The organism is Herminiimonas sp. KBW02 (genome assembly GCF_003852535.1).
Classification (GTDB): domain Bacteria; phylum Pseudomonadota; class Gammaproteobacteria; order Burkholderiales; family Burkholderiaceae_D; genus Oxalicibacterium.
Genome location: NZ_QAJP01000003.1, coordinates 440447 through 454522, shown reverse-complemented (window position 1 = coordinate 454522; position 14076 = coordinate 440447). Strand labels below are relative to the sequence as shown.

The window sequence follows — 14076 nt, the reverse complement described above, 5'->3', positions numbered from 1 at the left end:
TACGCCAAAGCCCCGCTCCCCAGTCGTTTCCGGGGCTGACTGCCATGTATTACTTAGCATTTCCGCAACAGGGCAGTAAGGGCCGACAGGGGCTAAAGAGCGGCAGTCGCCTCCGTCAGGCGGCCATGTCCGGCCTGTAAGGCTCGTGGTTCGTTCATTTTCAGGGTCAGGCATTTGGCTGCACCGCCTGCTTTCATGAACTCGGTCAGCGCAATTTGCTGCACAGTGAAGCCCCAGCGTTCCAGTTGTGTACACAAGGCTGGCGACGCCTGGTTCAGGAACACATGTTTGCCGCTGTTGACTGCATTGCAAGCAAAGCTGAGTGCATCCTGCTGCGTCACCGCATAACGTTTATGCGCCGGAACCCGCGCAGCGATACGTTCTTGCGCAGCAGCATCAAAAGCGCCGGGGTAGTACAGCAGATAACCGCCCTGCAAAGGACAGAAACAGGTATCCAGATGATAGAAACGCGGATCGGCCAGTTTCAACGGCTGCACCTCTATCTGCAGTATGTCGGCGATGACAACAGCACAGCCGATATCCGAACGATGGCCATGGCCCAGCCACAAGAGTTCACTCCCGCGATCCAGCAAAGCATCTCCCGCACCTTCGAACGGCAAACCTGCAGGCATGCGCAACACCTGCAAACCACGCGCGGCGAACCAGGCAGCAAAGTGCGCTTCTTCCGCTTGCCGCTCTACATGTTTGAACGCTGACAGAATCACTTTATCGCCCAGCACCAGACCGCCGTTTGCAGTGAATACCATATCCGGCACACCGGCTGCCGACGGCATGCAAGCGACCCGCGCCACGCTGCGCAGCGCATGGTTCAGCTCCTGCCATTGACCCTGTGCGGTGAGGCGATCGCCATGTGCGACATTACCTTCCATCCAGGGATTGATGATGTAGGCAACTTCAAAGTGTTCAGGTGCGCACATCAGGAAGGTATCGGGCGCGATGGACGTGATTGTTGTCATTTGCAGACCTCCATATGTGTGGTCGGAAAAGTGGCGAATACATGTTCGATGATGTGCAAGGCAGCATCGACTTCATCCGCGCTGATAATCAGCGGCGGTGCGAAGCGCACCACTGTGTGATGCGTTTCCTTCGATAGGACGCCGTTCTCCATCAGACGTTCGCAAAAAATGCGCGCCGAGATCAAAGCGGGGTCCAGTTCCAGCCCTATCAGCAAACCCTTGCCACGTACACTGCGTATCGCCGGATGCCGTATTGCATGCAGGCCGGCACGCAATTGCTGGCCACGTGCCTCCGCCGCCTCTATCAATCCGCCATCGCGCAGTAGCGACAAGGCCGCGTAACCAACAGCAGCGGACAAAGCGTTACCGCCAAAAGTGCTGCCGTGGTCACCAGGTGTAAACACATCCATCACATCACTGCGCGCAAGAAAAGCCGAGACCGGCAATAGACCACCACCCAATGCCTTGCCGAGGATCAGGCCGTCCGGCCGGATGCCTTCATGGTCGCAAGCCAGCAGGCGTCCGCTACGACCAAGCCCGGTTTGCACTTCGTCGCAGATCAGCAAGACATTACGTCGGGTACAGATCTCGCGGCATTGCGCGAGATAGCCATCCGGCGGCACGATGATGCCGCCTTCGCCCTGTATCGGCTCGACCAGAAAAGCTGCCGTGCGTGATGTGATCGCCGCCTCGAGGGCCGCCGCATCACCGTAAGGAATGGTCACAAAGCCACCGTCAAACGGGCCGAAGCCGGCGCGATATTGTGCTTCCGAAGAAAAGCCGACGATGGTGGTGCTGCGTCCGGCAAAGTTACCCGCACATACAATAATTTGCGCCTGTTGATCGGGCACGCCCTTGACCTGGTAGGCCCATTTGCGCGCCGCCTTCAATGAGGTTTCCACTGCCTCGGTACCGCTATTCATAGGCAATGCCCGGGCCATGCCCGTCATCTCGCACAGCAGTTGCAGGAATTTGCCCAGTTGATCGCTATAGAACGCACGTGAGGTCACGGCCAATTGCCCTGCCTGCTGCGTGAGCGCAGCGACCAGATCGGGATGACTATGACCAAAGCTGACAGCAGAGTAGGCCGACATCATGTCCATATAGCGCTTGCCGTCTTCATCCCATAACCAGATGCCGCGCCCTTTGCTCAACACCACCGGCAGCGGTGCGTAGTTATGCGCGCAGTAACGATCTTCCAGTGCAATACGTGGGCTGCTCACGATAAGGCTCCTTATGGCAACAGGACGGGGCAAGGACGCTTACATGGTAAGGCTTATGCAATGAAATATTTCTGCGTTATTCAACGTGAATTGGGTATAAAGTGAACGTATCTTGCGCGTAAGGAGGGATTTATGAATGAATTCGATCGCTATGACCGCATCTTGCTGCAAACGCTGCAAAACAACGGGCGCGCGTCTAACGTGGAATTATCCGAGCAAGTGCATCTGTCTCCGCCGCAATGCTATCGACGCGTGCAAAGGCTGGAGCAGGAGGGCGTGATACGCGGCTATAGCGCGCAAGTCGATGCTGCTGCACTCGGGCTGGGCGTAACTGCTTTCGTGAATCTGAACATCGCACGCGAACAGTTCAAGCAAGTGCGCGAACTGGAAAAGGCGATCCGGCAATTTCCGGAAATCCTGGAGTGTTACACCATCTCCGGCGACTTCGACTATTTGCTGAAAGTGGTGGCGACGGATCTGAAATCGCTGTCTTCATTCCTGACCGACAGGCTGATGCAGGTACCCGGCGTGGCCGGCGTGCGTTCCATGGTGTGCCTGGAAGAGATCAAACCCGCCAGCCCTTTACCGCTGCCGGATTAACTCTTACTCCATCAGGCGACCACGTTCGCCGCAGCCTTGCAGCTTGCGCTTGCCTATCGTGACTTCGGCAGTCCACGGATACTGCGCACCCGACATGCTGTCTGTGCATGTTTGTTGCAACATGCGTATCTCTATGGTCGTGTGCTCGTTGCTGGCTTTGAAGGTACGCGTACTTTCATCGTGACCGAATTCTGAATACGGGAAGTATTCAGCTGCTTCACCCAGGCTCTCGAAGCGCACCTTGCCGGAGTCTGAGGTGAATTTCCAGAACGGTTCATTGCCATGCGCCCACCAGATCACTACATTCGCCATCGAGAGATTGCGCTCCGGCGCGGAGCCCGGCGTTCTTTCCCTGATGGCATCCGGACTTTGGCAGGCAGCCAGCAATAGCGTTAATAAAATCAGGCAACGTCGCATCGCATTTCTCCAGTCTTTGCAGATCAAACAGAGTGCATGAACTTACTGGAAGTGTTTGTCTTCCAGCGTAAAACCTTTAAGAAATTCAACTGCCGATAAACGCTTGCCACCCGGCTTTTGCAGCTCAGTCACACGCAAGGCGCCGTCGCCGCATGCAACCAATACACCGTCATGCGGATTGGCTGCAATCACCTGCCCTGGCGGCAATTGATTCGACGCAGGCAGCGCCTGTGCATGCCAAAACTTGATGAGGGTGCCGTCGCAGGTCGCGGCAGCGCCGGGGAAGGGATTGAAGGCGCGTATCTTGCGCGCCAGTTGCTCGGCCGATTGCGTGAAGTCCAGCGTCGCTTCATCTTTCAAAATCTTTGCTGCGTAGTTCGCGCCATCCGGCTGCGGCACTGCATGCAAATCGCCTTGCTCCATCTCGCGCAAGGTCTGCACAATCATCTCGCCACCCAGCGCCGCCAGCTTGTCGTGCAGGCTCGCCGTGGTGTCGTCAGCTGTTATCGGCAAGCGTTGCATCGCCAGCATAGGGCCCGTATCCAGTCCCAGCTCCATCTTCATGATGGTGACGCCGGTTTCTGCATCGCCGCTTTCTATCGCGCGATGGATAGGGGCAGCACCACGCCAGCGCGGCAACAGGGATGCGTGAATGTTGATGCAGCCGCGCGGCGGAATATCGAGTACCGATTGCGGCAGGATCAGGCCGTAAGCCGCCACCACCATCACATCATGCGGCGTCGCCTTGAGCAGTGCATGCGCTTCTGCCGCCACCTCAGGATATTTACCATCGAGACGCAAGGAGACCGGTTGCGCCACCGGAATGTCGTGTGCCAGCGCAAATTGCTTGACCGCTGACGCGTGCAATTGCATGCCGCGACCGGCAGGGCGATCCGGCTGCGTTAATACCAGCGGGATTTCAAAACCTGCAGCGTGCAAAGCCTCAAGGGCGACTGCCGCGAATTCCGGCGTGCCGGCAAAAATGATTTTCATGGAATGGATTGTAGTACGGGCAGCGCCGGATGCGAACCCGGGCGTACCTAATGATATTAACGAGGGGAACTGCAGGCCCGATGGGCCTGCCAGTGATCAGCGTTGTCCGACGCGCTGTTTGTTGGCGCGCGCCAACTCGCGCTCTTCCTTGATCATCTTGGCTTTGATGCGATTGCGCTTGAGCGGCGACAGGTATTCGACAAAAACCTTGCCCTTGAGGTGATCCATTTCATGCTGGATACATACTGCCAGCAAGCCATCCGCCTGCAGCTCGAACTCTTTGCCATCAGCATCAAAAGCCCGCACCTTGACCTCGGCATGACGCTCAACGCCGTCGTAGACGCCAGGCACCGACAGACAGCCTTCGTCATAGACCTTCATTTCCGGGCTGGCCCAGATGATTTCCGGGTTGATATAAGCACGCAATTCGCTGCGGTCTTCGGTGGTATCGATCACGATGACCTGCTCATGCACGTCGACTTGCGAAGCGGCCAGACCCACGCCCGGCGCGTCGTACATGGTTTCCGCCATGTCTGCGACCAGGGTTTTGATGCGCTCATCGAACACAGTGACTGGCTTGGCAACTTTATGCAGCCGTGGATCGGGGTAACGCAAGATATTTAATATGGACATACGTGCTTTTGCGCAACAAGGCGACAGGTTGAGAGCGTGGTTCTTCTTGCTACTTCAATGATTTATGGGCAGAATTTGATTCAATTTGGCAAGTTTTTTCACGAATTCCTTGATTCGTTATTAACATGCAGCAGCGCGGTAATGGCGTCACAATTGGTCAAGCTCACCGGACAAACCATGAAAAATTTTAGCACAGCTGCACTCTTCCTAGCATTTGTCTCAGCCGTCATACCTGTCAGCGCGCTCTCCCAAACACCAGCAAACGCCACTCCGGGCACAGCCCGCTGTGCTTTCTTGCCAAATGCACCAGATCAGCATGTGGTGGTACGCGGCGATACCTTATGGGACATCTCTGGAAAATTCCTGCAGCGCCCCTGGTGCTGGCCGCAAGTCTGGGACATGAATCGTGATCAGATACGCAACCCGCACTGGATCTATCCTGGCCAAATCGTCTATTTCGACCGGGTGGCCGGCAAACTGCGCCTCGGCAAAGGAGTGGGCGCAGACAATAGCGGCGTTCCTACCGTGCGCCTGTCGCCGCAAGTACGCTCGACCGATTCGGCATCGGATGCGATTAGCACCGTATCCTTCAAATCAATAGAACAATTCCTGACCAAACCGCTGATCGTCGAACTCAATGAGTTGAAGGACGCACCTCGCATCGTCGCAACGCAGGAAGGCCACGTGTTCCTGGCCAATGGCGACAAGGCATATGTGCGCGGCGACCTGAAAGACAAAACCAGTTTCGAAGCCTTCCGTCCGGGCAAGCCGCTGAAAGATCCGGTCACCAAGCAAATTATCGGCTACGAAGCCATGTACCTCGGCACACTCAAGGTACAACGCGTCAGCAAGGTTGAAACTGAACCCCATACGCTGACAGTACTGACAGCGAAAGAAGAAATGGGCGTCGGCGACCGCCTGATCCCGACCGAGCCGACTCCGTTCATCAACTACGCGCCGCATGTGCCGGCACAACAAACTGATGCGCGCATCATCTCGGTCTACGGCGGCGTGTCGCAAGCAGGACAAAACCAGATCGTTGCCATCAATCGCGGCAGCAAGGACGGCCTCGATATCGGTACCGTACTGGATTTGCGCCGTCTCGGCCTGATGGTTCCGGACCGCACTACCGGCAACGGCCGCGGCCTGATCAAGCTGCCGGATGAACAATACGGCGAACTCTTTATCTTCCGCGTATTCAATAACATCTCCTACGGCCTGGTGATGCAGGTGCAGGATACGGTGCAAGTTGGCGACATCGCCACCTCACCGGAATAAACGACAGGGCACGGCCACATGCCTGCACCGGACGATCTCGCAGACTGGCTCAGGCTGGAGCAGACGCCCGGTGTCGGAGCCGACAGCGCACGCAAGCTGCTGTCGGTATTCGGTCTGCCGCACAACATCTTCAACAGCAGCTTGTCCGCACTGCAGGAAATCACCGGCAGTCGCATCGCACAGGCATTGCTGGCGCCACCTTCCGACACCCTGATCGCGCAGATAGCACGCACGCAGGAGTGGGCTGCGCATAGCGAGAATCACGTCTGCACGCTAGGCGATGCCGACTATCCACAGGCCTTGCTGGAAATCCACGATCCGCCCATCCTGCTGTATGCCAAAGGTCGCATCGATTTACTGAACCAGCCATCAGTCGCCATCGTCGGCAGCCGCAACGCCAGCGCACAAGGCATCAGCAATGCCGAGCTGTTCGCCACCGCACTCAGCACCTCCGGCCTGACCATTATTTCGGGTCTCGCACTCGGCATAGACACCGCGGCACACCAGGGCGCACTGGAAGCACTGTCAAACCAGCCACAAGCCGGCTCCACCATCGCCGTCATCGGCACCGGCGCCGACATCGTCTACCCGGCACGCAATCGCGCACTTGCACACCAGATCGCTGAACACGGCTGCATCCTCAGCGAATACCCGCTCGGCATGCCTGCGATCGCTTCCAACTTCCCGCGCCGCAATCGCATCATCAGCGGGCTTGCGCGTGGCGTGCTGGTAGTGGAGGCAGCCCTGCAATCCGGCTCGCTGATCACCGCCCGCATGGCGGCAGAGCAGGGACGCGATATGTTTGCGATACCCGGCTCGATACATTCGCCACTGGCAAAAGGTTGTCACCTGTTAATCAAGCAAGGCGCGAAGCTGGTCGAGTCGGCACAAGACATCCTGGAAGAACTGGAATATGCCAGCACAACTACGCTGCAGCCTGCGGCCACAGCGCCTGCCGACGATGCACCGTACGCGCATGTGTTGCAGCACATGGGCTATGACGCGGTAGATGCCGACACTCTGGCGCAACGTTGCCAGCTCGACATGGCAGAACTGCACGCCCACCTGCTGGCGCTGGAACTGGACGGGCATGCAGAAATGCTGGCCGGTGGCCTGTATCGCCGCGTAGATCGCCGCATTGCCTGAACGATATCGCCGATTTCAATTTGTCATCAGCCACTAACAAAAAATCCGTCCGCTATAGTCAGCATCATTTTTAATGGTATGCTTCTTCTCAGTAAGCGCTGTTTTTGATCTGCCGCTGTCGTAACACCTCTTTGTAGTGTGTGTTGTGTAAAGAGCGTGATTCATACGCATCCGATCCTGACGGCACCAAATGGTGACGTCTTAACCCAAGCGCTACGGTGAAGCCATGTTTGACGTCCTAGTCTATCTGTACGAAACCTATTACCGGCCCGATGCCTGCCCGGACTCTGAGGCGCTGGTAAAGAAACTATCCGCTATCGGCTTTGAAGAAGAAGAGATCGCGAAGGCTCTCGGTTGGCTGACTGCGCTGGCTGAGACCACCAACGAACTTTCCGACTCCTATCCGCATCAGACGGCGTTCTCCTTCGGCATCCGTATCTACGCAACACAGGAAATGGATGTGCTGGGCACACCTGCGGTCGGCTTCATCCAATTCCTCGAATCGGCCAAGCTGATCAATCCGGTACAACGCGAGATCGTCATCGAACGCGCACTGGCAGCCGGAGAATCGCCTATTTCCCTCGAAAAACTGAAAGTCATCGTGCTGATGGTGTTGTGGAGCCAGGGCAAGGAACCGGACGGCCTGATTTTCGACGAACTCTTCGTTGACGACGAAGATGCACCCCCACGGATGTTGCACTAAGCAACAGGCCGAGCAGGCATGCCCGCCCGAGCCGGACATGCCTCTTCAACAACATCCGTTTTGTCTCCCGCTTGCGGATTTCCCAGCAACGCGCTTATCATTGGCCGCTTGACGGCTATGCAATTATTATATTAGGCGGCTTTTTCATGAGAAATTGCCTCTGCGGTATGCTGCAAGCCGTCGCATGTAGTACCTATTGTGCGTATAGAAACGCGCCACTTTCGAGATCCTATTTACTATGACAAAGACCCTCATCATTGCCGAGAAGCCATCCGTCGCGAACGATATCGCGAAGACGCTCGGCGGCTTTACCAAGCACGATGAGTACTTTGAATCCGACGAATACGTCCTGTCTTCCGCGGTCGGCCATCTGGTCGAAATCACCGTACCGGAAGAATATGACGTCAAACGCGGCAAATGGACCTTCACCCATTTGCCGATGATTCCGCCGCATTTCGCACTCAATCCCATCGCCAAGACCGAATCACGCCTGAAAGTGCTGAACAAGCTCATCAAGCGTAAAGACGTCACCGGCCTCATCAACGCATGTGACGCCGGGCGCGAAGGGGAACTGATTTTCCGCCTGATCGCGCAATACACGAAGGCCAAGCAACCTATCAAGCGCCTGTGGCTGCAGTCGATGACACCGGGTGCGATCCGCGAAGCGTTCAAGAATCTGCGCAGCGACGATGAAATGCTGCCGCTGGCCGACGCCGCGCGCTGCCGCAGCGAAGCTGACTGGCTGATCGGTATCAACGGTACCCGCGCCATGACCGCTTTCAACTCGAAAGAAGGCGGCTTCTACCTGACTACCGTTGGTCGTGTACAGACGCCGACGCTGTCCATCGTGGTAGAACGCGAAGAAAAGATTAAGAAGTTCGTCCCGCGTGATTACTGGGAAGTGCGCGCCGAGTTCGTCTGCGCCGCCGGTATTTACCAGGGTCGCTGGCTGGATACATCCTTCAAAAAGGATGAAACCGATCCGGAACGTCGCGCCGAGCGTCTGTGGAGCAAGGCTGCGGCCGAATCCATCGTTGCGGCCTGCCGCGGCAAGCAAGGCAATGTCACCGAAGAATCGAAACCGACCACTTCGATGGCACCGGCCCTGTTCGACCTGACCAGCCTGCAGCGCGAAGCCAATGCGCGCTTCGGCTTCTCCGCCAAGAACACGCTGGGCCTGGCACAGGCACTGTATGAAAAACACAAGGTGCTGACCTACCCGCGTACCGATTCGCGCCACCTGCCGGAAGATTACCTGCCGACCGTGTTGCAAACGCTGGACGTGATCGCAGAAAACAATAATTACCATCAGTTCGCGAAGCAAATCACGGACAACAAATGGGTCAAACCGAACAAGCGGATTTTCGACAACACGAAAATCAGTGATCACTTTGCAATCATCCCGACTACGCAAGCGCCGAAGAACTTGTCCGAGCCGGAACAAAAACTGTACGACCTGGTGACACGCCGCTTTATGGCGATCTTCTTCCCTGCGGCAGAATTCCAGGTCACCACACGCTTTACCGAAGTCTCCGGCCATCAGTTCAAAACTGAAGGCAAGGTCATGACCAATCCGGGCTGGCTCGCGGTCTACGGCAAAGAAGTCATCGACGAAAAAGATCCGGAAAACAGCGGCACGCTGGTACCGGTCGCCAAAGGCGAGAAAGTCAAAACCGAATCGGTGGTCGCCAACGGTCTCGTCACCAAACCGCCAGCACGCTATTCTGAAGCGACGCTGTTGTCGGCGATGGAAGGCGCAGGCAAGCTGATCGACAATGACGGCCTGCGCGATGCGATGGCTGGCAAGGGCCTCGGCACACCAGCGACACGCGCCGCCATCATCGAAGGTTTGCTGAACGAGAAATACCTGCTGCGTGAAGGCCGGGAAATGATCCCGACCGCCAAGGCATTCCAGTTGATGACATTGTTGCGCGGTCTCGGCGTGAATGAACTGACAGCACCAGAACTGACCGGCGAATGGGAATACAAGCTGTCGGAAATGGAACGCGGCAAGATCAGCCGTGAAGAATTCATGCGCGAAATCGCGCAAATGACGCAAATCATCGTCAAGCGCGCAAAAGAATACGACAACGACACCATCCCCGGCGATTACGCGACACTGAAAACGCCATGTCCGAATTGCGGCGGCGTGGTGAAAGAAAATTACCGTCGCTTCGCCTGCACCAAGTGCGAATTCTCGATGAGCAAAACGCCGGGTAGCCGTCAGTTTGAAATCGATGAAGTCGAAGAATTGCTGGCCAATAAAACGATAGGACCGCTGCAAGGCTTCCGTTCGAAAATGGGCCGTCCGTTCGCTGCCGTGCTGAAAATCTCGCGTGACGAAGAGATCAAGAACTACAAGCTGGAATTTGATTTCGGCCAGAACGACGACGATGAAAACGCCGAAGCAGTCGACTTCAGTGGCCAGACTTCGCTCGGCCCGTGCCCGAAATGTGCCGGCGGCGTCTACGAATTGCCACTGTCCTATGTTTGCGAAAACTCGGTAGCCAAGCCGAAGACTTGCGATTTCCGCAGCGGCCGCATCATCCTGCAACAGGAAATCCTGCCGGAACAAATGAGCAAGCTGCTCAACGAAGGCAAGACCGATTTGCTGCCAGGCTTTGTCTCGCAACGCACACGTCGTGCGTTCAAGGCTTACCTGGTACGCGGCAAGGATGGCAAAACCAGCTTTGAATTTGAGCCACGCAAGGAAAAAGCACCAGCCAAAGGCAAGGCGACAGCGAATGCGGACGACGCGGCGGAAGCGACCGAAGAAACAGCAGTAGCGGCCAAACCGGCGAAAAAAGCAGCGGCCAAACCTGCAGCCAAGAAAGCCGTAGCCAAAAAGAAAGCGCCAGCTAAAAAAGCTGCCGCCTAATCAGCGCACCGTACTGTGTAGCGTGCCCCGCTGCACAGTACATTCTGCAGTACAATCTTTGCGTCAGGTAAGCGAACACGTAGCACACGGCTTTGATCGTTAATCTTGTATCAGCTACCGGGGGAATACCATGGATCAACTTGAACCACGCGTCCCAAGCAAAGATGAATGCAATATCGCCATGCTGGGCCACCTGCTCGGCATCTTCACCGGCTTCCTCGGCGCTCTCATCATCTGGATCATGAAGAAGGATGATTCCGCCTACATCGCCAACCAGGCGAAAGAAGCGCTGAACTTCCAGATCACCATCACCATAGGCTTCGTCATCGCATGGGTGCTGGCCTTCATCCTGATCGGCTTCATCTTCATTCCGGTGCTGCTGGTACTCAATCTTATTTTTTGCATCATTGCAGCAATGGCCGCATCCAAAGGTCAGGACTATCGTTATCCGTTGACACTGCGCCTGGTGCAATAACTCTGCATACACTTCGTGACGGACAGCGCTAGATCGCTGTCCGTCACTCTTCTTATTATTACGACACCATGGCTGACAATCTGCTCGTCCCTCCCACCGATCTGCCTGTGCCACAAGATGACGGTGCCTGCGACCACCTGCGCGGCATGCAAGTGCCTGCCATCAGCTTGCAGGCGACATCGGGAGTAACGGTGAATCTGGCGCAAGAGGGTGCGCCGTGGGTGGTCGTCTATTGCTACCCGCGCACCGGCAGGCCCGGGCAGGAATTGCCCGGCGGCGCCGATGCATGGAATGCGATACCGGGTGCACGTGGCTGTTCACCACAGTCCTGTGCCTACCGTGACCATTACAGCGAATTACAGGCGCTGGGCGCGACCGTATACGGTCTGAGTACACAAGACAGCGATTATCAAAAAGAAGCGGCAGAACGCCTGGAATTGCCGTTTCCGTTACTCAGCGATGCACAGCTCGCCTTTGCTCAGGCTTTGCGTTTGCCTACCTTCAGTTTTGCCGGACTGGATCTGATCAAGCGCCTGACCCTGATCATCCGCGCCGGACGCATAGAAGAAGTGTTCTATCCGGTTTTCCCATCCGACTCGGATGCCGGACATGTGGTGGCCTGGCTCAGTACGCACCAGGACAAGTAATCAATTTACCGCTACGCCTTCCAGCGCCAGCAGGAAGCGTTTACGTTCCACTCCACCAGCGTAGCCGGTCACCGCTCCGGATGAACCGATCACACGGTGGCAGGGCACGATAATCGATACCGGATTCTTGCCTATCGCCGCCCCCACTGCGCGCAAGGCCTTGGGATTGCCCAGCTTTTGCGCATGCTGTGCATAGCTGACACTGGCGCCAAACGGAATGGCACTCAGTTCCTGCCAGACCGAACGCTGAAATACGGTCCCCGTCATATCAAGAGCCACATCAAACTCGGTGCGTCGGCCAGCAAAATACTCATCCAGTTGCTGCGCCGTCGCCTGCAAATGTTTCCATCCAGCCGACTGTGTCGACGCTTGTTGCCAGCCATCCTTGCCCTTGAAGTGTTTGTGCTCTTCAAAATAAATACCGCTCAGGCCTTGCCCGCTTGCTGCCAGCAACAAGCGTCCGACCGGACTGGGATGTTCTATGTAAAAAATCATGATGCTTCCTTTATCGCTATCGCTACGACTAGCTCAATGCGTTCCACAACAACAGCGCGGTATAAGCACGCCACGGCGACCAATTGACGGCACGCGCCAGTAGTTCCTTTTCCGTCAGCCGCGCACCGCCTGCTACCTCCACTGCCGCCTTTTGCAAACCCAGATCACCAGCCGGGAACGCATTCGGAAAGCGCAAGGCACGCATCGCTACATACTGCGCCGTCCATTCGCCGATACCGCGTACGGTTTTCAGGACGGTCACACATTCTTCCAGCGAAGCACCCGGCTTCATCTGCAAGCCACCTTGCGCGGCGAACTGTGCCAGGCTTTGTATCGCCAGCGCGCGAGCACCGGGCATACCGAGGCCAGCGATTTCGGACACGCTGGCCTGCGCCAGTCTCTCCGCCGTCGGGAAGTGCCGGTTGATCCCGATGAATGGCGTCTCGGCAGGTGTGCCAAAAGCCTGCACCAAGCGTCCGGATACCGTGGTCGCGCCAGCCACACTCACTTGCTGTCCCAGCACTGCACGGATTGCCAGCTCAAAGGTATCGAAGGCACCAGGTACGCGCAGGCCCGGTACCAGCCTGATCTGCTCAGCCAGCAAGGGATCGGCAGACAAATGGGCAGCGATGATTTCCGGATTTGCGTCGAGATCGAACTGCTTGCGCACGCGTGCCAACATCGGCATCAGCACCGGTGCGAGATGCGCCGGCAACGACAATTCCAGTTGCTTGCGCGCAGGCAGATGCGTCACACGTAACCAGCCTGCCAGGCCATTCAACATCACGCTGCGCACATAAGAGTGCGTACCGGGCGTTTCTTCGCTCACACCTTCGACACCCGGTATTGCACGTCCGGCGAGATAAGTCAGCATAGGCTGCCATGCATAGGGCGGGCGATAAGCGAGACGCAGCGTAATCGCATCCTGCCCGCTTGCAGGCGTCACACCCGCTGCACGCCGTATGCTGGTCGGAGCCATGCCATAGCGTGCGAGGAAGAGCGCATTAAACCGACGTATGCTGCCAAAGCCCGCTGCATAAGCGACATCACTCATGGACAAATTGGTTTCCTGCAGCAATTTTTTTGCGAATAACAAACGTTGCGTCTGCGCCAGCTCAACCGGCGTCACACCGAAATGTTCAAGCAAAACACGCCGCAATTGTCGCGACGACAAGCCGACCTCCGCCGACAATTTTTCCGTATCGCCATCGTTCAGTGCGCCCGCCGCTATTCGTTGCCATACCGCATACGCCAGGTTTTGTTGCAGGGCATACGGCGCCAACTCCGGCCTGCACCGCAGGCACGGACGAAAACCGGCAGCTTCCGCTGCGGCCGCGGTAGTGAAGTAAGTACACGAAGATTCGCGTGGGGTTTTAACGGAACAGACGGGGCGGCAATAAATACCCGTGGTCTTTACCCCGACGAAGAACACACCATCGAAGCGCGCATCCCTGGCTGCCAATGCACGATAGCAACTCGCTGCGGTCAGCAGCGAAGCGGGCTGGTGCGATGAGCCAGGTGAGATATCCATGGCGTATTTATACGCGCCGGATCAGTCATCGTCTAGCCGTTTTCGGACAAGATCCCCGGCAGGATAATTCCATGCGGCAG

At 56.7% G+C, this 14076-nt stretch carries 14 protein-coding genes; 7 read left to right on the top strand and 7 right to left on the bottom strand.

From position 1 onward, the window contains the following. Positions 1–92: 92 nt before the first annotated feature. Together DBR37_RS04015 and rocD are read right to left on the bottom strand one after the other, a co-directional pair. Entirely contained in the window at positions 93–977 is an 885-nt protein-coding gene (locus tag DBR37_RS04015) for a dimethylarginine dimethylaminohydrolase family protein (protein WP_199739028.1), read from the bottom strand. Beyond that, on the bottom strand, positions 974–2200 hold the full coding sequence (gene rocD, locus DBR37_RS04010; protein WP_199739027.1) for an ornithine--oxo-acid transaminase: 1227 nt from the start codon (positions 2198–2200) through the stop codon (positions 974–976). The genes DBR37_RS04015 and rocD overlap by 4 nt, the downstream gene beginning before the upstream one ends. Before the next feature lie 132 nt (positions 2201–2332). Between rocD and DBR37_RS04005 the strand changes: the two genes are divergently transcribed. Beyond that, entirely contained in the window at positions 2333–2800 is a 468-nt protein-coding gene (locus DBR37_RS04005) for an Lrp/AsnC family transcriptional regulator (protein ID WP_124573078.1), read from the top strand. Between the two features lie 3 nt (positions 2801–2803). On the opposite strand, the gene DBR37_RS04000 is transcribed toward DBR37_RS04005, so the two are convergent. The 3 genes from DBR37_RS04000 to def form a co-directional block, all read right to left on the bottom strand. Continuing rightward, a complete protein-coding gene (locus DBR37_RS04000; protein ID WP_124573076.1) occupies positions 2804–3217 on the bottom strand; it encodes a COG3650 family protein in 414 nt (137 codons plus the stop codon). 42 nt (positions 3218–3259) lie between these two features. Further along, positions 3260–4210: a methionyl-tRNA formyltransferase gene (fmt, locus tag DBR37_RS03995; protein ID WP_124573074.1), complete on the bottom strand. Its 951-nt coding sequence runs from the start codon at positions 4208–4210 to the stop codon at positions 3260–3262. A gap of 96 nt (positions 4211–4306) precedes the next feature. Then, complete coding sequence (def, locus tag DBR37_RS03990; protein ID WP_124573072.1) at positions 4307–4843, bottom strand: peptide deformylase; 537 nt, start codon at positions 4841–4843, stop codon at positions 4307–4309. 177 nt (positions 4844–5020) lie between these two features. Here def and DBR37_RS03985 point away from each other — a divergent pair, with 177 nt between their 5' ends. From DBR37_RS03985 to DBR37_RS03960, 6 genes are all read left to right on the top strand, one after another. Further along, positions 5021–6121, top strand: coding sequence for a LysM peptidoglycan-binding domain-containing protein (locus tag DBR37_RS03985; RefSeq protein ID WP_199739026.1), 1101 nt, complete (start codon positions 5021–5023; stop codon positions 6119–6121). A gap of 18 nt (positions 6122–6139) precedes the next feature. After that, on the top strand, positions 6140–7267 hold the full coding sequence (dprA, locus tag DBR37_RS03980) for a DNA-processing protein DprA (protein ID WP_124573068.1): 1128 nt from the start codon (positions 6140–6142) through the stop codon (positions 7265–7267). Positions 7268–7493: 226 nt separating this feature from the next. Next, entirely contained in the window at positions 7494–7970 is a 477-nt protein-coding gene (locus DBR37_RS03975) for a DUF494 family protein (RefSeq protein WP_011979366.1), read from the top strand. A 238-nt stretch (positions 7971–8208) separates the two neighbouring features. Then, positions 8209–10848 carry a DNA topoisomerase III gene (locus DBR37_RS03970; RefSeq protein ID WP_124573066.1) on the top strand — a complete coding sequence of 880 codons (2640 nt, stop codon included), beginning with the start codon at positions 8209–8211 and terminating at the stop codon, positions 10846–10848. Positions 10849–10978: 130 nt separating this feature from the next. Continuing rightward, complete coding sequence (locus tag DBR37_RS03965) at positions 10979–11323, top strand: DUF4870 domain-containing protein (RefSeq protein ID WP_124573064.1); 345 nt, start codon at positions 10979–10981, stop codon at positions 11321–11323. 68 nt (positions 11324–11391) lie between these two features. Next, a complete protein-coding gene (locus DBR37_RS03960) occupies positions 11392–11970 on the top strand; it encodes a peroxiredoxin (protein WP_199739025.1) in 579 nt (192 codons plus the stop codon). Here DBR37_RS03960 and DBR37_RS03955 read toward each other — a convergent pair whose 3' ends face one another. Then, entirely contained in the window at positions 11971–12465 is a 495-nt protein-coding gene (locus tag DBR37_RS03955) for a methylated-DNA--[protein]-cysteine S-methyltransferase (RefSeq protein WP_124573062.1), read from the bottom strand. Between the two features lie 28 nt (positions 12466–12493). Further along, positions 12494–13996 (bottom strand): DNA-3-methyladenine glycosylase 2, encoded by a 1503-nt coding sequence (locus DBR37_RS03950; RefSeq protein WP_124573060.1) that lies wholly within the window; start codon positions 13994–13996, stop codon positions 12494–12496. Positions 13997–14076 lie beyond the last annotated feature (80 nt).

Coding starts and splice junctions, on each gene's coding strand:
- DBR37_RS03985 (WP_199739026.1), top strand. CDS start 5,021: ATGAAAAATTTTAGCACAGCTGCACTCTTCCTAGCATTTGTCTCAGCC.
- fmt (WP_124573074.1), bottom strand. CDS start 4,210: ATGAAAATCATTTTTGCCGGCACGCCGGAATTCGCGGCAGTCGCCCTT.
- DBR37_RS03955 (WP_124573062.1), bottom strand. CDS start 12,465: ATGATTTTTTACATAGAACATCCCAGTCCGGTCGGACGCTTGTTGCTG.
- DBR37_RS03950 (WP_124573060.1), bottom strand. CDS start 13,996: ATGGATATCTCACCTGGCTCATCGCACCAGCCCGCTTCGCTGCTGACC.
- DBR37_RS03970 (WP_124573066.1), top strand. CDS start 8,209: ATGACAAAGACCCTCATCATTGCCGAGAAGCCATCCGTCGCGAACGAT.
- DBR37_RS04005 (WP_124573078.1), top strand. CDS start 2,333: ATGAATGAATTCGATCGCTATGACCGCATCTTGCTGCAAACGCTGCAA.
- DBR37_RS03975 (WP_011979366.1), top strand. CDS start 7,494: ATGTTTGACGTCCTAGTCTATCTGTACGAAACCTATTACCGGCCCGAT.
- dprA (WP_124573068.1), top strand. CDS start 6,140: ATGCCTGCACCGGACGATCTCGCAGACTGGCTCAGGCTGGAGCAGACG.
- def (WP_124573072.1), bottom strand. CDS start 4,843: ATGTCCATATTAAATATCTTGCGTTACCCCGATCCACGGCTGCATAAA.
- DBR37_RS03965 (WP_124573064.1), top strand. CDS start 10,979: ATGGATCAACTTGAACCACGCGTCCCAAGCAAAGATGAATGCAATATC.
- DBR37_RS03960 (WP_199739025.1), top strand. CDS start 11,392: ATGGCTGACAATCTGCTCGTCCCTCCCACCGATCTGCCTGTGCCACAA.
- DBR37_RS04000 (WP_124573076.1), bottom strand. CDS start 3,217: ATGCGACGTTGCCTGATTTTATTAACGCTATTGCTGGCTGCCTGCCAA.
- DBR37_RS04015 (WP_199739028.1), bottom strand. CDS start 977: ATGACAACAATCACGTCCATCGCGCCCGATACCTTCCTGATGTGCGCA.